Origin of the sequence: Streptomyces sp. RerS4, from assembly GCF_023515955.1 — a bacterium.
In the GTDB taxonomy this organism is placed as follows: domain Bacteria; phylum Actinomycetota; class Actinomycetes; order Streptomycetales; family Streptomycetaceae; genus Streptomyces.
This window is the reverse complement of record NZ_CP097322.1, coordinates 4210525-4231314: the sequence shown is the minus strand read 5'-3', so window position 1 is coordinate 4231314 and position 20790 is coordinate 4210525. Positions and strand designations below refer to the sequence as shown.

At 71.8% G+C, this 20790-nt stretch carries 19 protein-coding genes and 1 pseudogene; 11 read left to right on the top strand and 9 right to left on the bottom strand.

From position 1 onward, the window contains the following. Nucleotides 1-106: 106 nt before the first annotated feature. Nucleotides 107-1042, top strand: a pseudogene (gene rarD / locus M4D82_RS19670) (EamA family transporter RarD); the annotation flags it as partial. 289 nt (nucleotides 1043-1331) lie between these two features. Continuing rightward, the gene (locus tag M4D82_RS19665; protein WP_249767296.1) at nucleotides 1332-2648 is read left to right on the top strand and encodes a M28 family metallopeptidase; all 1317 of its coding nucleotides are present in this window, start codon (nucleotides 1332-1334) and stop codon (nucleotides 2646-2648) included. Between the two features lie 22 nt (nucleotides 2649-2670). Here the strand turns inward: M4D82_RS19665 and M4D82_RS19660 are convergent, their stop codons facing one another. From M4D82_RS19660 to M4D82_RS19645, 4 genes are all read right to left on the bottom strand, one after another. Further along, the gene (locus M4D82_RS19660) at nucleotides 2671-3087 is read right to left on the bottom strand and encodes a hypothetical protein (protein ID WP_249767295.1); all 417 of its coding nucleotides are present in this window, start codon (nucleotides 3085-3087) and stop codon (nucleotides 2671-2673) included. Continuing rightward, on the bottom strand, nucleotides 3084-3287 hold the full coding sequence (locus M4D82_RS19655; protein WP_249767294.1) for a hypothetical protein: 204 nt from the start codon (nucleotides 3285-3287) through the stop codon (nucleotides 3084-3086). The genes M4D82_RS19660 and M4D82_RS19655 overlap by 4 nt, the downstream gene beginning before the upstream one ends. Nucleotides 3288-3393: 106 nt before the next feature. Next, on the bottom strand, nucleotides 3394-4593 hold the full coding sequence (locus tag M4D82_RS19650) for a LolA family protein (RefSeq protein ID WP_249767293.1): 1200 nt from the start codon (nucleotides 4591-4593) through the stop codon (nucleotides 3394-3396). Between the two features lie 219 nt (nucleotides 4594-4812). Then, nucleotides 4813-5823: a polyprenyl synthetase family protein gene (locus M4D82_RS19645; protein ID WP_249767292.1), complete on the bottom strand. Its 1011-nt coding sequence runs from the start codon at nucleotides 5821-5823 to the stop codon at nucleotides 4813-4815. A gap of 216 nt (nucleotides 5824-6039) precedes the next feature. Here M4D82_RS19645 and M4D82_RS19640 point away from each other — a divergent pair, with 216 nt between their 5' ends. Continuing rightward, nucleotides 6040-8043 carry a CocE/NonD family hydrolase gene (locus M4D82_RS19640; protein ID WP_249767291.1) on the top strand — a complete coding sequence of 668 codons (2004 nt, stop codon included), beginning with the start codon at nucleotides 6040-6042 and terminating at the stop codon, nucleotides 8041-8043. Here M4D82_RS19640 and M4D82_RS19635 read toward each other — a convergent pair. Continuing rightward, the gene (locus tag M4D82_RS19635) at nucleotides 8023-9147 is read right to left on the bottom strand and encodes a serine hydrolase domain-containing protein (protein WP_249767290.1); all 1125 of its coding nucleotides are present in this window, start codon (nucleotides 9145-9147) and stop codon (nucleotides 8023-8025) included. The two genes, M4D82_RS19640 and M4D82_RS19635, sit on opposite strands and share 21 nt — an antisense overlap. A gap of 48 nt (nucleotides 9148-9195) precedes the next feature. Beyond that, the gene (locus tag M4D82_RS19630; RefSeq protein ID WP_249767289.1) at nucleotides 9196-9867 is read right to left on the bottom strand and encodes a DUF4097 family beta strand repeat-containing protein; all 672 of its coding nucleotides are present in this window, start codon (nucleotides 9865-9867) and stop codon (nucleotides 9196-9198) included. A 246-nt stretch (nucleotides 9868-10113) separates the two neighbouring features. Here M4D82_RS19630 and M4D82_RS34630 point away from each other — a divergent pair, with 246 nt between their 5' ends. The 4 genes from M4D82_RS34630 to M4D82_RS19605 all read left to right on the top strand — a co-directional run bounded on the left by M4D82_RS34630 (nucleotide 10114) and on the right by M4D82_RS19605 (nucleotide 12894). Beyond that, on the top strand, nucleotides 10114-10839 hold the full coding sequence (locus M4D82_RS34630; protein ID WP_502988960.1) for a GbsR/MarR family transcriptional regulator: 726 nt from the start codon (nucleotides 10114-10116) through the stop codon (nucleotides 10837-10839). A 63-nt stretch (nucleotides 10840-10902) separates the two neighbouring features. Then, the gene (locus M4D82_RS19615; RefSeq protein ID WP_249767288.1) at nucleotides 10903-11085 is read left to right on the top strand and encodes a hypothetical protein; all 183 of its coding nucleotides are present in this window, start codon (nucleotides 10903-10905) and stop codon (nucleotides 11083-11085) included. A gap of 334 nt (nucleotides 11086-11419) precedes the next feature. Further along, complete coding sequence (locus tag M4D82_RS19610; protein ID WP_349637079.1) at nucleotides 11420-11932, top strand: RNA polymerase sigma factor; 513 nt, start codon at nucleotides 11420-11422, stop codon at nucleotides 11930-11932. Then, nucleotides 11929-12894, top strand: coding sequence for a CU044_5270 family protein (locus M4D82_RS19605; RefSeq protein ID WP_249767287.1), 966 nt, complete (start codon nucleotides 11929-11931; stop codon nucleotides 12892-12894). The genes M4D82_RS19610 and M4D82_RS19605 overlap by 4 nt, the downstream gene beginning before the upstream one ends. Before the next feature lie 46 nt (nucleotides 12895-12940). Here the strand turns inward: M4D82_RS19605 and M4D82_RS19600 are convergent, their stop codons facing one another. Beyond that, nucleotides 12941-13747 (bottom strand): HAD-IIB family hydrolase, encoded by an 807-nt coding sequence (locus tag M4D82_RS19600; protein WP_249767286.1) that lies wholly within the window; start codon nucleotides 13745-13747, stop codon nucleotides 12941-12943. 141 nt (nucleotides 13748-13888) lie between these two features. Here M4D82_RS19600 and fahA point away from each other — a divergent pair, with 141 nt between their 5' ends. The 4 genes from fahA to M4D82_RS19580 all read left to right on the top strand — a co-directional run bounded on the left by fahA (nucleotide 13889) and on the right by M4D82_RS19580 (nucleotide 17479). Beyond that, nucleotides 13889-15127 carry a fumarylacetoacetase gene (gene fahA, locus M4D82_RS19595; protein WP_249767285.1) on the top strand — a complete coding sequence of 413 codons (1239 nt, stop codon included), beginning with the start codon at nucleotides 13889-13891 and terminating at the stop codon, nucleotides 15125-15127. Nucleotides 15128-15501: 374 nt separating this feature from the next. After that, on the top strand, nucleotides 15502-16113 hold the full coding sequence (locus M4D82_RS19590) for a hypothetical protein (RefSeq protein ID WP_249767284.1): 612 nt from the start codon (nucleotides 15502-15504) through the stop codon (nucleotides 16111-16113). A gap of 95 nt (nucleotides 16114-16208) precedes the next feature. Further along, nucleotides 16209-16787, top strand: coding sequence for a hypothetical protein (locus M4D82_RS19585; protein WP_249767283.1), 579 nt, complete (start codon nucleotides 16209-16211; stop codon nucleotides 16785-16787). Between the two features lie 71 nt (nucleotides 16788-16858). Then, nucleotides 16859-17479, top strand: coding sequence for a Uma2 family endonuclease (locus M4D82_RS19580; RefSeq protein ID WP_249767282.1), 621 nt, complete (start codon nucleotides 16859-16861; stop codon nucleotides 17477-17479). 62 nt (nucleotides 17480-17541) lie between these two features. Here the strand turns inward: M4D82_RS19580 and nuoN are convergent, their stop codons facing one another. Then, nucleotides 17542-19200: an NADH-quinone oxidoreductase subunit NuoN gene (nuoN, locus tag M4D82_RS19575; RefSeq protein WP_249767281.1), complete on the bottom strand. Its 1659-nt coding sequence runs from the start codon at nucleotides 19198-19200 to the stop codon at nucleotides 17542-17544. Continuing rightward, entirely contained in the window at nucleotides 19197-20789 is a 1593-nt protein-coding gene (locus tag M4D82_RS19570; protein WP_249767280.1) for an NADH-quinone oxidoreductase subunit M, read from the bottom strand. The genes nuoN and M4D82_RS19570 overlap by 4 nt, the downstream gene beginning before the upstream one ends. Nucleotide 20790: the final 1 nt, after the last annotated feature.

Genomic DNA, 20790 nt, shown 5'->3' with positions numbered 1-20790 from the left:
CCACCAGGTGTCATGAGTATCTCCCTCAAACGGGCATGACATCGCGGGCGGGCGGCGCTACGGTCGTGAGGTTGTGAAATTGGCTGGAAGTCGCGCTGGAGGGCCCGTGAAGGCAGACAACGAGCACCGCACGGGTTTGCTCTACGGATTCGGCGCGTACGGGCTGTGGGGGCTCGTACCCCTCTTCTGGCCGCTGCTCATACCCTCCGGCGCGATCGAGATCCTGGCCCACCGCATGGTGTGGTCCCTCGCCGTGGTCGGGATCGCGCTGCTGGCGCTGCGCCGCTGGAGCTGGATCGTCGAGCTGGTGCGGCAGCCGCGCAAGCTCGGGCTGACGGCGCTCGCCGCGTCCGTGATCAGCGTGAACTGGGGCCTCTACATCTGGTCGGTCAACAACGGACACGTGGTGGAGGCCAGCCTCGGCTACTTCATCAACCCGCTCGTCACCATCGCGATCGGCGTCCTGCTGCTCGGCGAGCGGCTGCGCAAGGCCCAGTGGGCGGCCGTCGGGATCGGCGCGTCCGCCGTGGTCGTCCTCGCCATCGGGTACGGGCGACCGCCGTGGATCTCGCTGGTGCTGGCCTTCTCCTTCGCCGCGTACGGCCTGATCAAGAAGAAGCTGGACATGGGCGGGCTGGAGTCGCTGACCGCCGAGACGGCGCTGCTCTTCCCGCCCGCCCTCGGCTACCTGCTGTGGCTGGGCGTCCAGGGCCAGTCCACCTTCACCTCGCAGGGCCTCGGGCACTCCGCCCTGCTGGCCGCCACCGGTCTGGTCACGGCGATCCCGCTGGTGTTCTTCGGGGCCGCCGCGATCCGCGTCCCGCTGTCCACGCTGGGGCTGCTCCAGTACATGGCGCCGGTGTTCCAGTTCGCGCTCGGGGTGCTGTACTTCCACGAGGCGATGCCGCCGGAGCGGTGGGCGGGCTTCTCGCTGGTCTGGGTCGCGCTGGTGCTCCTGACCTGGGACGCGCTGCGGACGGCCCGGCGCTCGCGGCTGCGCCTCGCGGAGGCCGCCGCCGCGGCCGCCGGCGTCGCCGCGCCGCCGCCGGCGCTTCCGTTCCCGGCTCGGCTCCCGCCTCGACTCCCACTTCCCCGGCGCGCGAGCCGGCGTAGCGGCGCCCCTTTTCCCCCTCGATCCCCGGTACGAACCACTCGTACCGGGGATCGTCCGTTTTCCGTCCGTTTTTCGAACTACCCTGCCCGGATTGTGGTCTTGACGGATAGTCACACTCTCACTGAACATCAGGCTCGCACTGACGCTCTACCGCTCACCCGCTCTATCCCCGCACGTTCCGTCGCATCCCCACACCACGGAATCCCGGAGCCCCCACATGAGCCTGTCCGTCTCCCGGCGTCTCGCCGCCGTGACCGCAGTCGCGGTCGCGGGGTTGCTCGCCGCCACCTCCCCCGCCGCGCTCGCCGCGCCGACGTCGGTCACCGCCGCGCCAACGCCGCCGGACATCCCGCTGGCCAACGTCAAGGCGCACCTGACCCAGCTGTCCTCCATCGCCTCCGCCAACGGCGGCAACCGCGCCCACGGTCGGGCCGGCTACAAGGCCTCGATCGACTACGTGAAGGCCAAGCTGGACGCCGCCGGCTTCACCACCACGCTCCAGACCTTCACCACCAGCGGCGCCACCGGCTACAACTTGATCGCCGACTGGCCGGGGGGTGACCCCAACTCGGTGCTGATGTCCGGCTCGCACCTGGACTCGGTGAGCTCGGGCGCCGGCATCAACGACAACGGCTCCGGCTCGGCGGCCGTCCTGGAGGCCGCGCTCGCGGTCTCCCGCGCCAACCTCCAGCCGACGAAGCACCTGCGCTTCGGCTGGTGGGGCGCCGAGGAGCTGGGCCTGGTCGGCTCGAAGTTCTACGTCAACAGCCTGCCGGCCGCCGAGAAGGCGAAGATCTCCGGCTACCTGAACTTCGACATGATCGGCTCGCCGAACCCGGGCTACTTCGTCTACGACGACGACCCGACCATCGAGCAGACCTTCAAGAACTACTACGCGGGCCTCGGCGTCCCGACCGAGATCGAGACCGAGGGCGACGGCCGCTCCGACCACGCGTCCTTCAAGAACGTGGGCATCCCCGTCGGCGGCCTCTTCACCGGCGCGAGCAACACCAAGACGTCCGCCCAGGCGCAGAAGTGGGGCGGCACCGCCGGTCAGGCCTTCGACCGCTGCTACCACTCCTCGTGCGACACCACGGCGAACATCAACGACACCGCCCTGGACCGCAACGCCGACGCCATCGCGTACGCGATCTGGAACCTCGGGGCGGCCACCCCGGTCCCGCCGGGCCCGTCCTTCGAGAACACCACGGACGTGAACATCCCGGACTCCCCCGCCGCCGCGGTGACCTCGCCGATCACGGTCTCCGGCGTCGCGGGCAACGCCCCCGCCACCACCAAGGTCGACGTGAACATCGTCCACACCTACCGCGGTGACCTCCAGATCGACCTGATCGCCCCGGACGGGACGGCGTACCGGCTGAAGAACTCCAGCTCGGACGCGGCCGACAACCTGATCACCAGCTACACGGTGAACGCGTCGAGCGAGGTGGCCAACGGCGTCTGGAAGCTCCAGGTCAAGGACGTGGCGGCGCAGGACGTCGGCTACATCAACAGCTGGAAGATCACTTTCTGATCCGGTTCGACCCGACCGAGTTCTACGCGTCCTCCGCGGCGGAGCGCAGCGAGGCGGGCAGGGGTTCCTGGATGCGGGCGCGCAGCTCCTCGGCGACCGCCGCGACGTCCGCGCGGCCCCGCTTCGCGGCCTCGACCAGATCGCCCAGTTCCTCGGGCGAGGGCAGCTGCTTCGCGCCGGCCACCCGCAGGTACGAGCGGGTCGCGGCGGCCGCGTAGAACTCGTTCATCGGGGATTCGAGCGCCGGGCAGACGGCGAGCGTGTGCAGGAAGGCGGCCGCCCGCCAGGCGGTGTCGGGGGCGGGCTGCTCGGGCACCAGCACCAGGTCGTTCTGGTGGCGGGCGACGGCGGCGGCCACCCCGGAGGGGTCCCAGACGGCGGGATCCGACGGCAGGTGGTGGGCCAGGGCGGTCCAGGCCCATTCCATGGTGATCTTCAATTGCCGAACCGCTCCTGGAAGTAGCCCCAGTGGTCGGCGAACTCCTCGATGCCGGACAGGAAGGACCTGCGGTCCTCGTCCAGCTCGCGTTCGGTGACCTCGGTGATCAGCGCGGTGACCGTCGTGCCCAGCGCCGCCGCGCGCGCCTTGAGGCGTTCGTGGAACTCTTCGTCCAGGCGGATGGTGACGTGTCTCGACATGGCCCTCACGGTACAGCGGCCGCGCTGTACGCAGGGGGGAAACGGGCCAAGGGTGGCCCAGGGCACAGGTCCCGGGCCACCCTTGGACGCGGTGGGCGCGCTGCGGTTACTTCGCGGCGTCCGCCGTCTTCACCAGCTGGTCCTTGGTGACCGCGCCGACGTAGACCTTGCCGTCGTCGGTGATCAGCGCGTTGACCAGGCGGGTGGACAGGATCCGGCCCTCGCCGAACTTCCCGGTGACCTTCTCGCCCAGGGAGTTCAGGAACTGCTTGGCCTCCTTGGGGGCGTCCTTGTCGTTCTCCAGCTCCTTCAGGTTCTTGCCGGCGCCCGTGTCGATGCGCGCGACGGTGGCCCAGCCCTCGCCCAGCGGCGTGACCTCGCCCTTGTCGCCCGCGCCACCCGTCAGCGCGTCGAAGCCCGGGAAGGACTCCAGCGCCTTGAACTCCTTGTCGTGGCCCTGGCCCTTGCCCTTCGCGTCGGAGCCCTCGGTCACCTTGGCGCCCTTGGGCGGGGTGAAGGTGAAGGTGTCGGCGGCCGGCTTGGCGAAGCTCACCTGGGTGAAGCCCGCGTCCACGATCGGCTTTCCACCCTGGCTGGACAGCAGCTGGACCCGCAGCGGCACGCCGTTCTCTGCGTCGACGGCGATCTGGACCGAGCCGACGGTGGAGCCGCTCTGCTTCGGCTTCAGGACCAGCTGGTAGGCGTTCCGCCCGGCGACCTGCGCGGTGTCGCCCACGCTGATGTCGGTGGTGGGACCGGCCTGCTTGATGATGTCCTGGGCCAACTGCTGCGGGGAGCCGACGCGGTCGCCCGTCTTGTGCTCGCGGCCCTTGTCGGCGCCCTGGGGCTCCTTCTCGTGGAAGGCCTCGTTGGACTTCGAGTCGTAGCCCCACACGTCGGCGCCGTTGTGGACGAGGGTGTACTCGTCCTTGCCGTCGAGGAAGGTCAGCTTCTGGCGGTCCGGGCCGTCGGCCGCGACGCGGAAGGTGTGCGTGCCGTTCGCCAGCTGCGCGATCTTGTCCTGCGGGTCGGCCGAGCCGCCGGCCACCCCGCCGCCGCCGAGCAGGCCGGTGGCGAGCTTGGGCAGGCCGAGGTCCGTGCTGATCTTGGCGGTGCCGGAGAGCTGCTCGGTCTCGGACGCCGCGACCTTCTCGATGAGCTGCTGCGCCGTCACCTTGGGCAGGTCCGGGTTCCCGGCGTTGGCGAAGGCCGGGACCATCGCCACGGTCGCCGCGGCGACGCCCGCCACCGCGACCGGTACGGCGTACCGTGCGGCCTTGCGCGAGGTCTTCGTGTTCGCTGCCATGTCAGTGCCCTGCCCTCTGTGTGTACGGCGGCGGCGACCCCCGTGTCGCCGCGCTCACCCGATCCGGTGGGGTTCGATGGCTCCATCTGACCAAATCGGACGGCTCGGGGCGTCAGTCCCCGGAATCAACTCCGTGTACGACCGTGGGATGACACGGAAAGGCCCCTCCCCCGGCGACCCGTAGGGGTCGCGGGACGGAAGGGCCCTGTCCACTGGTCTCTAGCCTGCGCGGTGGACCACCGCGTCGCACAGCTCCTCCAGCGCGGACTTCGCGAAGCAGTCCGGCAGCGGGGCGAGCATGGCGCGCGCGTCCTCGGCGTAGCGGACGGTGTCGCGGCGGGCCTGTTCCAGCGCCGGGTGCACCCGCAGTCGGGCGAGCACGTCGGCGTGCAGGGCGTCGTCGCTCAGGTCGCCGTCCAGGAGGCGTACGAGCTCCAGGTCCTCCTCGCGGCCGTCGCGCTCGGCCATCTCCCGCAGCCGCAGCACGGGCAGCGTCGGGATGCCCTCGCGCAGGTCGGTGCCGGGGGTCTTGCCGGACTCGTGCGAGTCGGACGCGATGTCGAGGACGTCGTCGGCGAGCTGGAAGGCGGTGCCGAGGCGCTCCCCGTACTGGGTGAGGATGTCGACGACGGCCTCGTCGGCGCCGGACATCAGCGCGCCGAAGCGGCCGGACACCGCGATCAGCGAGCCGGTCTTGCCGGCGATGACGTCGAGGTAGTGGGCGACGGGGTCGCGGCCGTCGCGCGGGCCGGCGGTCTCCAGGATCTGGCCGGTCACCAGCCGCTCGAAGGCCTCGGCCTGGATGCGTACGGCCTCCGGCCCGAGGTCGGCGAGGATGTGCGAGGCGCGGGCGAAGAGGAAGTCACCCGTCAGGACGGCGACGGAGTTGCCCCAGCGGGCGTTCGCGCTGTCCACCCCGCGGCGTACGTCCGCCTCGTCCATGACGTCGTCGTGGTACAGCGTGGCCAGGTGGGTCAGCTCCACCACGACGGCCGACGGCACGATGCCCGGCGCGTAGGGGTCGCCGAAGCGGGAGGCGAGCATCACCAGCAGCGGGCGGAACCGCTTGCCGCCGGCCCGCACGAGGTGCTGCGCGGCCTCGGTGATGAAGGGGACTTCGCTCTTGGTGGCCTCCAGCAGACCCGCCTCGACGGCGGCCAGTCCGGCCTGGACATCGGTCTCAAGAGCCTGGTCCCGCACGCTCAGTCCGAACGGCCCGACGACGGTCACGAGGGGTACTCCTGTCTGCTGACGATCACGCTGACGATCACATGGATTGTCGATGTGTCGCTGCCATCACTCAAGCCAGCGTATCGGGTCTGTTTTCGATCACGCAGAGCGCCTGCCCGCCCGCCACGCGCGCATCGCCCGATGCGCACCGGTATGTTCTGAGGAAGCCGAAACAACCGGAGAATACGTTTTGTCCAGAACCGTGACCCCACTCCGATGATCATCCGTACCGCGTTCCCGTACGCGACCACCCACGAGGACGTCCGGATTCCCATGCCGGACGGCGTCGAGCTGTACGCCCGGATCTGGCGCCCCGTCACGGACGAGCCCGTTCCGGCTCTCCTGGAGTACCTCCCCTACCGGCTGACCGACTGGACCGCCCCGCGCGACGCCCAGCGCCACCCCTGGTACGCCGGGCACGGCTACGCCTCCGTACGGGTCGACGTACGCGGCCACGGCAACAGCGGGGGCCGGCCGGGCGACGAGTACGACGCGCGGGAACTGGCCGACGGGGTCGCGGTGGTGGAGTGGCTGGCGGGGCAGCCGTGGTGCACGGGCGCGGTGGGGATGTTCGGCATCTCCTGGGGCGGCTTCAACAGCCTCCAGATCGCCGCCCTCGCCCCGCCCGCGCTGAAGGCCGTCGTCACGGTCTGCTCCAGCGACGACCGCTACGACAACGACGTGCACTCCATGGGCGGCTCGGTCCTCGCCGTGGACACGCACGCGTGGGCCGCGACCCTGCTGGCCTTCACCTCCCGCCCGCCGGACCCCCGCTACGCCGGCGACGGCTGGCGTGCGATGTGGCTGGAGCGGCTGGAGGGCATGGAGCCGCTGATCCACACCTGGCTCTCGCACCAGACCCGGGACGACTACTGGCGCCACGGCAGCGTCTGCGAGGACTACGGGGCGATCCGCGCGGCGGTCCTCGCGGTGGGCGGCTGGCACGACCCGTACCGCGACACCGTGTTGCGGCTGGTGTCCGCCCTGCCCGCCGGCCGGGTGCGCGGGCTGATCGGACCGTGGGCGCACCAGTACCCCGACCGGGAACTGCCGCCGGGCCCGGCGATCGGCTTCCTCCAGGAGACGCTGCGCTGGTGGGACCACTGGCTGCGCGGCGACGACAACGGCGTCATGGACGAGCCGCTGCTGCGCGCCTGGATCAGCGAGTCGCACCGTCCCGCCACCGTGTACGAGCGCATGGAGGGCCGCTGGGTCGGGGAGCGGGCCTGGCCGTCGCCGTCGGTGGTCCCCGTCTCGTACGGGCTCCAGGGCGCGCCGGTGCTCGTCGCCTCGCCGCAGCACACCGGGCTGGACGCGGGGCGGTTCTGCCCCTTCGGCAACGAGGCCGACCTGCCTCCGGACCAGCGCGAGGAGGACGCGAAGTCGGCGTGCTTCGAGTTCCCGGTGCCGGCCGGGGAGCCGGTGGAGATCCTGGGCCGGCCGGCGGTGACGCTGCGGCTGCGGCTGGACGTCCCGTACGGGCAGGTCGTGGCCCGGCTGTGCGACGTCGCCCCCGACGGGGCCTCGACGCTGGTCACGCGGGGCGCGCTGAACCTGTCGGCCCGGCGGGGGCGGGACCGGGCGCTGCCGTGGCCGGTGGGCGCGTACGAGGACGTCACCTTCGAGCTGACCGGCATCGGGCACGCCTTCCCGCCCGGACACCGGATCCGGCTGGCGCTGTCCTCGGCGTACTGGCCGTGGATCTGGCCCCGCGCGGGCTCGGAGGCCGGCTGGACCCTGGACCCGACGGGCAGCACGCTGGAGCTGCCGGTGCGGTCGGGCTCCGCCGCCCCGTCCGGCATCGTCTTCGAGGCGCCCGAACAGGCGGAGCCGCTGGGTGTGGTCTTCCCGGAGACCCTGGACGAGCCGCGTCCGGAGCGGCTCGTCGTACGGGACGTGGCGCGCGGGACCTGGCGCCTGGAGGTCGACCCCCGATACGGCGGCACGCGCGCGTACCCGGACGGGCTGGAGTACGCGGAGGACGCGACGGAGGTCTACGAGATCCGCGACGGCGACGCCCTGTCCGCCCGGACCCGTTCCGAGTGGCGCATCCGCCTGCACCGCCCGGAGGACGCCTGGGACGCCCGCGTGGAAACCCGCTCGGAGATCACCTGCGACGAGGGCGGCTTCCTCACCTCCAACGAGGTCGTCTGCCGCGAGGGCGAGGAAGTCCTCTTCCACCGCACTTGGGAGCGCCGCCTACCGCGCGCGGCGGGCTGAGGCCCCGAAGACGTCCTCGACGAGCCTGGCCAAGGCCTGGGGGAAGACTTCCGCCGGGTTGATGTCGGCGTCACCGGTGGTCATGCCGGCGGTGAGGGTCCTGCTGCCGTCGGGGGTGCTGTACATGAGGGCTCCGTAGCCGCCGGGGGCGCCGCCGTTGTGGTGGTAGACGGTGCCGGCGTCCGGGCCGAGGTCCTGGACGAACAGGCCGAGGCCGTAGCCGAGCTCCCCGTACGGCTTGCGCATCTCGGCGAGGAGCGCGGGCGGCAGGAGCGTGCCGGAGTTCAGCGCGGCGAAGAATGTGTGGAGGTCGCGGGTGGTGGAGATGAGGCCGCCGGCGCCGAGGAGCATGGTGAGGTTCTGGCGGGAGACGTCGACCACCTTCCACTCTTCGCCGTCCTGGTAGCGGTAGTAGCCGTGGGCGTGCGGCTCGGGGAGGTCCGTGACGGCGCCGGCGAGCACGGTGTCCCGTAGCCCGAGCGGCTCCAGGACGCGCCGCCGCATCTCCTCGCCGTACGAGCGGCCGGCGACCGCCTCGATCAGCAGCGCGGCCAGCGTGTAGTTGGTGTTGGAGTAGCCGAAGCCCGTCCCCGGCTCGAACCGCGCCGGCTTGGACAGCGCGAGCCGTATGAGTTCCTGCGGCTCGTAGGTGCGCAGCCGGTTGTCGACCCACTCCTTGCCGGTGGCGGGGATGCCGGGCACGATCGTTCCGTCTTCGAAGTACTCGCCGGTGTAGTTGAACAGCCCGCTGGTGTGTTGGAGCAGCATCCGCACCGTGACGCGGGGGTCCAGCCCGGCCAGTTCGGGCAGGTGGTCGGCCACCGGGGCGTCGAGTGCCAGCCGTTCCTCGGCCACCAGTTGCAGCACGGCGGTCGCGGTGAAGGTCTTGACGACGCTGCCCGCCCAGAACCGTCCGTCCGTCGACGGCCTGTCGCTCCCGCCCAGCTCGCGCACCCCGGCGCTGCCGACCCACTCGCCCCGCTCGTCGTGCACGCGCAGCTGGATCCCGGCGAAGCCGGCGTCGACGAACGCCTGGACGGCCTGGTGCAGTTCCGGGCGGTCCGGCCCGGTGGTGGTCAGGTCGGCGGTGTGGATGTCGGTCATGACGGTCGCTCCTTTGGGGTGGGTACGGGTACGGGTCGGGTCGTGTCGTCAGTTGCTGCGGGCGGTGATGTCGCCGTAGGCGGTGGTGGCGTGGAGGGTGAGGCCGGCGTCGGCGCCTTCGGCGTTCCGGAGTGCGTTGTGGATGCGGCCGTAGGAGGTGCCGGCGTCGAGGGTGGCGGAGACGCCGCGGGCGGCGCCGATGGTGATGTCGCCGGATTCGGTGCGCAGGACGACGGCGCCGCGTACGGCCTCGTCGACGCGGAGGTCGCCCTTCTGCGTGCGGATCTCGGCGGGGCCGCCGAGGCGGCCGAGGGTGATGTCGCCGGCCTGGAGGGTGAGGTGGGCGCCCGCGGTCTCGTCGAGCTTGACGGCGGCTCGGGCGGCCTCGAAGGTGACGTCGCCGAGGCGTCCGACGCCGCGCAGTTCGGCGTCGGCGGCCTTGGCCCGGACGTCGGACCCGGCGGGGAGCTGGACGGTGACCTCGACGGATCCGGGGTGGCCCAGGACGCGGCTCTTGGCCTCGGCGGCCTCGACGCGCAGGACGCCGTCGGTGTAGTCGACGGTGACCTCCTGGGCCGCCTTGACGTCGCGGTTCTTGGAGGCGTCGGCGGGCAGGACCTCGACGGTGGCGTCGGCCCGGTCGGCGGCGATGAGACGGATCCGGCCGGCGGGGATGTCGAGGACGGCGGCGATCGGGGCGGTGGTGGCGAACTTCTGCACGGTGTGCTCCTTCATCTCGCGGCGCGCGCCCTGTCGGCCCGCCGCTTTCCGATGAACGAAAAGCTACGTTGCATTCACCATCTCGGCAACATGCACGTTGCGCAGAATCCCCATCTCCGCACCTCACCGCCCCAATTTCGTTGCACCGCCCTGCCCTCAAACGCAACATCCCACACCCGTCACGTTGCAATGAGCTGACACTGAACGCTATAGTGGAGACGCCACCCACCACGAAGGAGACCGCGCATGCCCGGAGGCCGGCTCACCCAGCCCGAACGCCGCCAGATCGCTCTGGGGCTGGCCGACGGCCTCGCCTACGCCGAGATCGCCCGGCGCCTCGAACGCCCCACCTCGACGATCACGCGCGAGGTGATGCGCAACGGCGGCCCCGCCACCTACCGCGCCGACGTCGCCCACCGCGCCACCGAACGCCGCGCCCAGCGCAGGCCGGCCGCGCCCCGGGGGTCGGAGGCGCCCCCGCAGGCCCACGGCCGCGACGCCGAGGCGATGCGCGCGTACGAGGAGTCGTTCACGGATGTCCTCATCCACGCGGGCACGCCCAGGATGATGGCCCGCGTGATGACCTGCCTCTACCTCACGGACGCGGGCAGCCTCACCGCGTCCGAACTCGTCCAACGCCTCCAGGTCAGCCCGGCGTCCATCTCGAAGGCGATCGCGTTCCTGGAGAACCAGGGCCTCGTCCGCCGGGAACGCGACGACCGCCGCCGCGAGCGGTACGTCGTGGACGACGACGTCTGGTACCAGTCGATGATGGCCAGCGCCCGCGCCACCGCCCAGCTCAGCGAGACGGCGCGCGAGGGCGTCGGCGTCCTCGGCCCCGGCACCCCGGCCGCGACCCGCCTGGAGAACATCGCCCGCTTCGTCGACTTCGTCTCCGAAAGCATCACCCGCGCCGCCGAACAGGCCCGCGACATCCTCCACACCAAGCCGGCCACCCCACCGGCGCCGTGACGGCCCCCGGCCGCCCGGCTCCGACCGGTCCCTTGACGCGCGCAGCAGTGCGGAGGGGTTGTTGTGACGGATCCGCTTGGGGAGCTGCGGCGGATCGAGGCCGATTCCACGTACCGCGCCGCGTTTCGCGCTCAGTTGGACGCGGCCGTCGTCCGGCGGGCGGAAGAGGAGGCGGCGTTCGACGTTGAGGTCGTGGCGGCGGCCGAGCGGATGCGGGAGTTGGTGGTTCGGGGGCGGGGCGGGTGAGCTGCGGCGCGCGCGGCGTGCTGTCCGGGGCGCACCTCGACGCGCTCGCGCGGCTCCACCGGGGCGCGCTCCGGGGTGTGCCGGGGGACAGCCCGGAGCTGCATTGCCTGCCGGAGCGGCACGCCGACGCGCCTCACATGGACCTGCTCCATGATGGGCTCGGTGGGGGGACAACGCGGGCGCCGTCCTCGTGCTGCCCGACTGCCCGGCTGCGGCCCCCACAGGCGACGGCTGCGACGGGCACCTGGCCCACCCCGGCCGGCACACCTGGGAGACCGCAGAGGCGTGACGCGCGTCACGCGCAACGCGCCCCCGCCCGCGGACACTACCCACCGTGGACCACCAACTGTTCGCGGACATGTACGACGCACACGCCCGAGCCGTGTACGCGCATGCCGTCCGCATGACCGCCGACCGGGCCGGGGCCGAGGACATCGTCTCCCTCACCTTCCTCGAAGCCTGGCGGCTGCGCGACTCGCTCGACCAGGTCGCCAACCAGCGGGCATGGCTGTTCGGGGTCGCGACGAACGTCATCCGCAACACCCGCCGGACGGCCCGCCGCCACCGTGCCGCCATGGCCCGCCTGCCACCTCCCGACGCCGTTCCGGACCTCGCGGACGCCGTCGTGTCCCGTATCGCCGACTCCGATCGGGCCACCGCCGCTCTCGCGGCGCTGAATCGGCTGCGCCGGGCCGACCGCGAGGTGCTGCTGCTGTCCGTGTGGTCGGGCCTCAGCCACGAGGAAGTCGCCCAGGCGTGCGGGGTCGCCGTGGGCACCGTACGTTCGCGTCTCTCGCGGGCCCGCGCCCGCCTGCACAAGCTCACGGCCCGGGAAGGAACCCATTGAACGACGCCCACGAGACCCTCCGGCGCCTGCCCGGCGTCGCCGACGCGGACCTGCCCTTCGCCGGGGAACGGCGCCTTCGGGAGCACCTGTTGAGCGAGGCGGTAGTGGGCGCGCGCAGGGCCGGCCGGCGGCCCTTCGGCCTCGTCCTCGCCGCCGGGGTCGCGACCTGCGCCGTGGCGCTGGCCGTCAGCCTCGGCACCGGGGGCGGCGGGTCCGGCGTACGGCCGCCCGAGCCGGCGGCGGTTCAGCTGCTGGACCGCGTGGCGCTCACGGCGCAGGAGCAGCCCGCCGCGACCGTTCGCGACGACCAGTTCCTCTACACGAAGACCGTCGGCCACTCCACCACCCTGTCCGAGACGAAGGACGGGGGCATGGAGGCGTTCCGGACCGACGAGTCCGCCGAGCGCTGGGTCTCCGTGAACGGGTCGGTCGGCACGCTCGTCCGCACCGCCGACGGAACGTCCAGGGAGCCCACGAGCAGCAAGGGCAACGCCGAGCCGAGCATCAACGGGCCCACCTACCGCTTCCTCGAAGCCCTGCCCACCGACCCCGACAAGCTCCTGAAGCTCATCTACGCAGACGTACGCGTCAACCACGGCCCCGACTCGGGCTCCACCCTCAGCACCGATCAGCACGCCTTCGTGGCCATCGGCGACCTGCTGCGGACCGTGAACGCCCCGCCCGGCGTGAGCGCCGCCCTCTACCGGGCCGCCGCCCGCATCCCCGGGGTCGTCTTCGTCCCCGAGGCGACGGACGCCGCCGGACGGAGCGGCGTCGCGGTCGCCCGCGTCGACCGGGGCGAACGCACCGAGTGGATCTTCGACGCGGCCACCCTGCGGCTGCTCGGCGAGCGCACCGTGGCCCTCAAGGACAGCCACTGGGCGAGGGCCGGCGAGCCGGTGACCTCCGTGGCCTTCGTCGGGCGCGGTGTGGTGGACGAGGCCGGGGAGCGGCCCCAATAGAACCAGGGGGTGTCCGCCGGATCAGGGCCGGACACCCCCTGGGCCCCTACGCGTAGAGGCGTTCGATGACCGCCGCCACCCCGTCCGCCTCGTTCGAGACGGTGATCTCGTCGGCCACGGCGAGGAGTTCGGGGTGGGCGGCGGCCATGGCCACGCCCCAGGCCGCCCAGGCGAACATCGGGATGTCGTTCGGCATGTCACCGAAGGCGATGGTCGACTCCGCGCCCACCCCCAGGGCCGCCGCCGCCCGCGTGAGGCCGGCGGCCTTGTCCACGCCGGGTGGCTGGAGTTCGACGGTGTGCTCCCCCGCCATCGTGACGTTCACCAGGTTCCCGACGACCCCCCGCGCGACCCGCGTCAGCTCGTCGTCGTCGAGCCTCGGGTGCTGGAGCAGCACCTTGTTGATCGGCGCCGACCACAGGTCGTCCCGCCGGAGCACCCGCACCGTCGGCAGGTGCGGGTGCCACATCCGGTAGCCGGGCCCTATCAGCATCTCCCCGTCCAGGCCCTCCTGGTTGACGGCGGCGTAGACCTCACCGATCTCCGCCTCGATCTTGCCGAGGGCCACTTCCGCGAGCCCCCGGTCCATGGAATCGGAGTGCAGCAGCAGCCCGCGCGCCGCGTCGTACACCTGCGCGCCCTGCCCGCACACCGCGAGCCCCGCATAACCGAGGCTGTCGAGGACATGACGGACCTGCGGGACGGGGCGGCCGGTGACGACGACGTGGTGCGCGCCGGCCGCGCGCGCCGTCGCGAGCGCCCGGCGCGAACGGGCGGAGACGGCGTCCCCGGCGCGCAGCAGCGTTCCGTCCAGGTCGGTGGCGATCAAGTCATACGGGAGGGCGGAAGTCACGGCGCCAAGGATACGGACCCCCTCGGACAAGTCCTACAAATAGCGCCCTAATCCGGCCTCCCACAGACCCCACCAGCCACGTAACGTGTCAACCAGCCCCCGGGACACCCCCGGACCGCGTCGAAAGCGAGGCAGCAACCCATGCCCCAGCAGAGCCCCCTCGATGTCCCCGAGGGCGACCCGTTCGGGCCGCACAACCTCCCCTACGGGGTGTTCACCACCCCCGAGGACCCGACGCGCCGGCGCGTCGGCGTGCGGCTCGGCGGGTACGTGCTCGACGCGGGGGCGGTCGCCGTCGCGCTCGGCTCCCCGTACGCCGGTCTCCTCGCCCAGGGCTCGCTGAACCCGCTGCTCGCCGCCGGCCGCACCGCCTGGCACGACGTACGCCGCGCCCTGACCGCCTGGGTCACCGACCCCGGCCACCGCGCGACCGTCGAGCCGCACCTGCTGCCGCTGGACGCGATCACGCTGCACCTGCCGTACGAGGTCGCGGACTACGTCGACTTCTACGCGAGCGAGCACCACGCCACCAACGTCGGGAAGATCTTCCGCCCCGACGGGGACGCGCTGACGCCCAACTGGAAGCACCTGCCCATCGGTTACCACGGCCGCTCCGGCACGATCGTCGTCTCCGGCACCGACGTCGTGCGCCCCTCCGGGCAGCGCAAGGCCCCCACCGACCCGGCGCCCGTCTTCGGCCCGTCCGTCAAGCTCGACATCGAGGCCGAGGTCGGCTTCGTCGTCGGCACGCCGTCCGAGCTGGGCAGCCCCGTGGCCCTCGGCGACTTCGAGGACCACGTCTTCGGGCTCTTCCTCCTCAACGACTGGTCGGCCCGCGACATCCAGGCCTGGGAGTACGTGCCGCTGGGCCCCTTCCTCGGCAAGTCCTTCGCCACCTCCGTCTCCGCCTGGGTGACCCCCCTGGAGGCCCTTGACGCCGCCCGCGTCGCCCCGCCGGCCCGCGACTTCCCCCTCCTGCCCTACCTCGACGACGCCGAGGGCGACCGCCCCGGCGGCTTCGACCTGCGCATCACCGTCTCCATCAACGGGCAGGAGGTGGCCCGGCCGCCGTTCGCCTCCATGTACTGGACGGCCGCGCAGCAGCTCGCGCACATGACCGTCAACGGCGCCTCCCTGCGCACCGGCGACGTCTTCGGCTCCGGCACCGTCAGCGGCCCGGACGTCGACCAGCGCGGCTCGCTGCTGGAGCTGACCTGGAACGGACGCGACGCCATCGAGCTGGCCGACGGCAAGCGCACCTTCCTGGAGGACGGCGACACCGTCACCCTCACCGCCTGGGCGCCCGGCGCCGACGGCACCCGCGTCGGCCTCGGCGAGGTCACCGGCCGCATCGTGGGATCGCCCGCGTCCGCATCGTAGGACGCCCGGCTCCGGCGGGGTGGCGGATCTTCCCACCGCCCCGCCGGAGCCGCAGGTCGCAGCCGCGCGGCCACGGCGGGCGGTGGCGCAATACCGCCGCAACACACCCTGCGGCGCCCCGCCGGTACGTTCCCTGCCATGCCAGCCGAACGCACCTCCCCGCACACCGCCCCGGTCGCCGCCGCACGCCGCTCCGCAAGGCCGCCGTGCTGTCGCTGCTCGCCCATCGCCACACCCCGCAGGCGCGGGCAGCGCCGGCCGCGGCCGTCTCCGACACCGACGCGGACGACCGCGCCTACGCCGCACGGGGGGCCTGACCACCCGTACGCTCCCCCGGCCGTGCGGGGCGGGGCCGGCGCGGTGACGCTGCTCGCATGGTTCCTCGTCACGCCAAGCTCGTCCCCCTGGCCCTCGCGGCCGCCGCGACCCTCGCGGCGGCCCCGTCCGCCCCCGCCGCCCACGCCCACGCCCCCGCCCCCGCGCCCGCGCCCCGCCTCATCCCCGCCGCCCAACTGGCCCTGGCCTACAAGGCGACCGCCAAGTACCACCGGCACGCCGCCGCCGTCGCCGCCGGGTACGTCCCCGACAAGTACTGCGTCGTGAACCCGTCGGGCGGCACCGGCGCGCTGGGTTACCCGCACTTCAACCACGCCTACGACGGCTCCGTCGACCCCGCGAAGCCCACCGCCCTGCTCTACGAGGGTGACGGCGCGGGCCACTGGCGCCTCGTCGGCCTCGAATGGATGGTCGTCGACCGCGACGGCCGCGAGGACACCGACGACGACCGTCCCTCCCTCTTCGGGGAGCCCTTCCGCGGCCCGCTGCCCGCCCGCTACAAGGGCCAGAAGGTCCACTACTCGCTGCACCTGTGGCTGTGGAAGGACAACCCCGCCGGACGGTTCGAGCCCTTCAACCCGTCGGTCGTCTGCCTCCCCGGCACCACCAGGCCCCGTCCGGTCGTCCCCAAGCCCGCCGCCACTCCTTGAGCGGACGCGGCGCCCCGTTCGGAGGCCCGCCGCGTGCGGGGCGCCGGGAGCGCCGTGAAAAGTGAACGAAACGACCTCACCCCACAGGAGTACCGATGCCCGTACGCAGCCTGAAGACCGTCCTCACCTGCGCGGCAGCCGTCTCGCTCGCCCTGGCCGCCGTGCCGGCGGCCCACTCGGTGGACGGTCCCGCGCCCGACCCGCGCAACGTCCAGGCGATGCGGGACATGGCGCTGGCGATCAGCGCGACGGCCAAGTACGTGGACGAACGGGAGGCCATCAAGGACGGCTACGTCCCGCACGGCCAGCAGTGCATGACCAACCCGTTCGGGGTGGGCGCCATGGGCTACCACTACGTCAAACAGGAGTACTGGGGTTCGCGGGACCCCAGCAAGCCGACCGCCCTCCTCTACAGCACGGAGAAGGACCGCAACGGCCGGCGCAAGCTCCAGACCGTGGAGTGGATGGCCACCGACGGCGACCAGGACCTGAAGACCACCGACGACCGCCCCACGATGTTCGGCCTCCCCTTCGACGGCCCGATGCCCGGCCACTGGCCCGGCATGCCCAAGCACTACGACCTGCACATGTGGGCGTACGAGAAGAACCCGGCGGGCCGCTTCCACAACTGGAACCCGGCCCTCAAGTGCTCCGGGCATATGACCCACTCATGAGAACGACCTCTGCGGGAATCCCCGGCGATAGGCTGGACCGGTTCGCGAGACTCTGCCCCATGGGAGCACTGATGAGCGTCGAACCCGCCGCGCCGCAGCCTGAGCCGGAGTCGGGACCCCGCTGGCCCATCCCGCCTGCGGGCGGCTGGACGGCGGACGACCTGGACACGCTTCCGAATCTGCCTCCGCATACGGAGCTGATCGACGGGAGCTTGGTTTTCGTGAGTCCGCAGAGCATCTTCCACGAGCGGGCCATTGACCTGTTCAAGTGGCAACTTCTGTCGGCGGCCCCCGCCGACTTCGAGATCTTCCGCGAATTCACCATCGACATCGACAAGTCGAACCGGCCTGAGCCGGATGTGGTGGTCGTGCGCACAGATGCCGTCGACGATCTGAACCAGACCCGCTTCCCCGCCGAAGCCGTGGTCCTGGCCATCGAGGTGGTCTCACCCGACTCTGTCGCCCGCGACCGCGAGACCAAGCCCCTGAAGTACGCGCGAGCCGAGATCCCGCACTTCTGGCGGGTCGAGAACAAGGACGGCCGCGCGGTCGTCTACGTCTTCGAGCGGGAGCCGGCCACTGGCGTCTACGTCGCCACCGGCATCTTCCACGACCGCCTGAAGGTCTCCGTCCCCTTCCCCATCGACCTGGACCTCAGCGAGATCACGTCGAAGCGGCGACAGCCCGAGTAGCCCCGTACACGCCACAGGGCCCGGCCCCCGAAGGGGCCGGGCCCTGCACCGTCAGGAGACGGTCAGCGCACGAACGTGCTCGCCTGGCCGGCCAGGTCCAGGAAGTACTGCGGGGCCAGGCCCAGGACCAGGGTCACCGCCACGCCCACCGCGATCGTCGTCATCGTCAGCGGCGAAGGGACGGCCACCGTCGGGCCGTCGGCCTTCGGCTCACTGAAGAACATCAGGACGATCACCCGGATGTAGAAGAACGCGGCGATCGCGGACGAGACCACACCGACCACGACCAGCGCCCCCGCGCCCCCCTCCGCCGCCGCCTTGAACACGGCGAACTTGCCCGCGAAGCCGGAGGTCAGCGGAATGCCGGCGAAGGCCAGCAGGAACACCGCGAAGACGGCCGCCGTCAGCGGCGAACGACGGCCCAGCCCCGCCCACTTGGACAGGTGCGTCGCCTCGCCGCCCGCGTCGCGCACCAGCGTGACCACGGCGAACGCGCCGATCGTCACGAAGGAGTACGCCGCCAGGTAGAACAGCACCGACTGGACGCCCTCCGCCGAGGTGGCGATCACACCGGCCAGGATGAAGCCGGCGTGCGCGATCGAGGAGTACGCCAGGAGCCGCTTCACGTCGGTCTGCGTCACGGCGATCACCGCGCCCGCGAGCATCGTGACGATCGCGACGCCCCACATGACCGGCCGCCAGTCCCACCGCAGGCCCGGCAGCACCACGTACAGCAGCCGCAGCAGGGCGCCGAACGCGGCCACCTTCGTCGCCGCCGCCATGAAGCCGGTGATGGGGGTCGGGGCGCCCTGGTAGACGTCCGGGGTCCACATGTGGAAGGGGACGGCGCCGACCTTGAAGAGCAGGCCCATCAGGATCAGCGCGCCGCCGATCAGCAGCAGCACGTCGTTGCCCATGGTGGCCGCGAGGGCCGGGTCGAGCTGGGTGACGGTGCCGTCCACCACGTCGGCGATCCTCGCGTACGAGACCGAGCCCGCGTAGCCGTACAGCAGGGCGATGCCGAAGAGGAGGAACGCGGAGGAGAAGGCGCCGAGCAGGAAGTACTTCACCGCGGCCTCCTGCGACATCAGCCGCCGGCGGCGGGCGACGGCGCAGAGCAGGTACAGCGGGAGGGAGAAGACCTCCAGCGCGATGAAGAGCGTCAGCAGGTCGTTGGCCGCCGGGAAGATCAGCATGCCGGCGACCGCGAACAGGGCCAGCGGGAAGACCTCGGTGGTGGTGAAGCCGGCCTTGACGGCGGCCTTCTCGCTGTCGCTGCCCGGTACGGACGCCGCCTGCGCGGCGAAGGAGTCGACGCGGTTGCCGTGGGCGGCCGGGTCGAGGTGCCGCTCGGCGAAGGTGAACACCGCCACGATCGAGGCGAGCAGGATCGTGCCCTGGAGGAACAGCGCCGGGCCGTCGACGGCGATGGCGCCCATGGCGGCGATGTGCGCCTTGGTGCCCGCGTACCCGCCGGCCGCGAGGGCGACGACCGCCGCGAAGGCGCATGCCAGCGCGGCGACGGACAGGAACACCTGGGTGTAGTAGCGGGACTTGCGCGGGACGAAGGCCTCGACGAGGACTCCGAGGATGGCCGCGCCCACCACGATCAGCGTGGGCGCGAGTTGCGCGTACTCGATGTGCGGGGGCCGGATCCGGTCGACCGGCCCTTCGGCCGCCAGCGTCAGCAGGCTGTGGGCCGCAGCAGTGGCTGTACTCACTTGGCCGCCTCCCCCTTCTGTGCCTCGACCGCCACCTCGGGCTTCGAGTCGGTCTGTTTCACGTCCGACATGGTGTGCTTCACCGCCGGGTTGACGATCTCGGTGAGCGGCTTCGGGTAGACGCCGAGGCCGATCAGCAGCGCGATCAGCGGGGCGACCACCAGGACCTCCCGCAGGCGCAGGTCCGGCATGGTGCGGACCTCCTCCTTGACGGGGCCGGTCATGGTGCGCTGGTAGAGGACGAGCGTGTAGAGCGCGGCCAGCACGATGCCGATGGTGGCGATGATCCCGACGACCGGGTAGCGGGCGAAGGTGCCCACCAGGACGAGGAACTCGCTGACGAACGGGGCGAGGCCGGGCAGGGACAGGGTGGCGAGGCCGCCGATGAGGAAGGTGCCGGCGAGGACCGGTGCCACCTTCTGCACGCCGCCGTAGTCGGCGATGAGGCGGGAGCCGCGCCGGGAGATCAGGAAGCCGGCGACGAGCATCAGCGCCGCCGTGGAGATCCCGTGGTTGACCATGTACAGCGTCGCGCCGGACTGGCCCTGGGAGGTCATGGCGAAGATGCCCATGATGATGAAGCCGAAGTGCGAGATGGACGCGTAGGCGATCAGCCGCTTGATGTCACGCTGTCCGACGGCGACGAGCGCCCCGTAGACGATGCTGATCAGCGCGAGGACGAGGATCACCGGCGTGGCCCACTTGCTCGCCTCGGGGAACAGTCCGAGGCAGAAGCGGAGCATCGCGAAGGTGCCGACCTTGTCGACGACCGCGGTGATCAGTACGGCGACGGGCGCGGTGGCCTCGCCCATGGCGTTGGGCAGCCAGGTGTGCAGCGGCCACAGCGGGGCCTTCACCGCGAAGGCGAAGAAGAAGCCGAGGAAGAGCAGTCGCTCGGTGTTGGTCGCCATGTCGAGCGTGCCCGCGGCGCGGGCGGCGGCGATCTCCTGGAGCGAGAAGTTCCCGGCGACGACGTACAGGCCGATGACGGCGGCCAGCATGATCAGGCCGCCGACCAGGTTGTAGAGGAGGAACTTGACGGCCGCGTACGAGCGCTGCGCGGCGGCGTTCTCGTCCGAGCCCGCGTGCGCCCGGTCCCCGAAGCCGCCGATGAGGAAGTACATCGGGATGAGCATGGCTTCGAAGAAGATGTAGAAGAGGAAGACGTCGGTGGCCTCGAAGGAGATGATCACCATCGCCTCGACCAGCAGGATCAGGGCGAAGAAGCCCTGCGTCGGCCGCCAGCGGGACGAGGACGTCTCCAGGGGGTCGGCGTCGTGCCAGCCGGCGGCGATGACGAACGGGACCAGCAGGGCGGTGAGCGCGATCAGCGCCACCCCGATGCCGTCGACGCCCAGTTCGTAGCGGACGCCGAAGTCGGCGATCCACGGGCGGGATTCGGTGAGCTGGTAGCGGTCGCCACCGGGTTCGAAGCGGACCGCGACGAGCACGGCCAGGGCCAGCGTGGCCAGCGAGAACAGCAGCGCGAGCCACTTGGCGGCGGTCCGGCGGGAGGCCGGGACGGCCGCCGTGAGGATCGCGCCGACCGCGGGCACGGCCGCCGTCACCGTCAGAAGCGGGAAACTCATC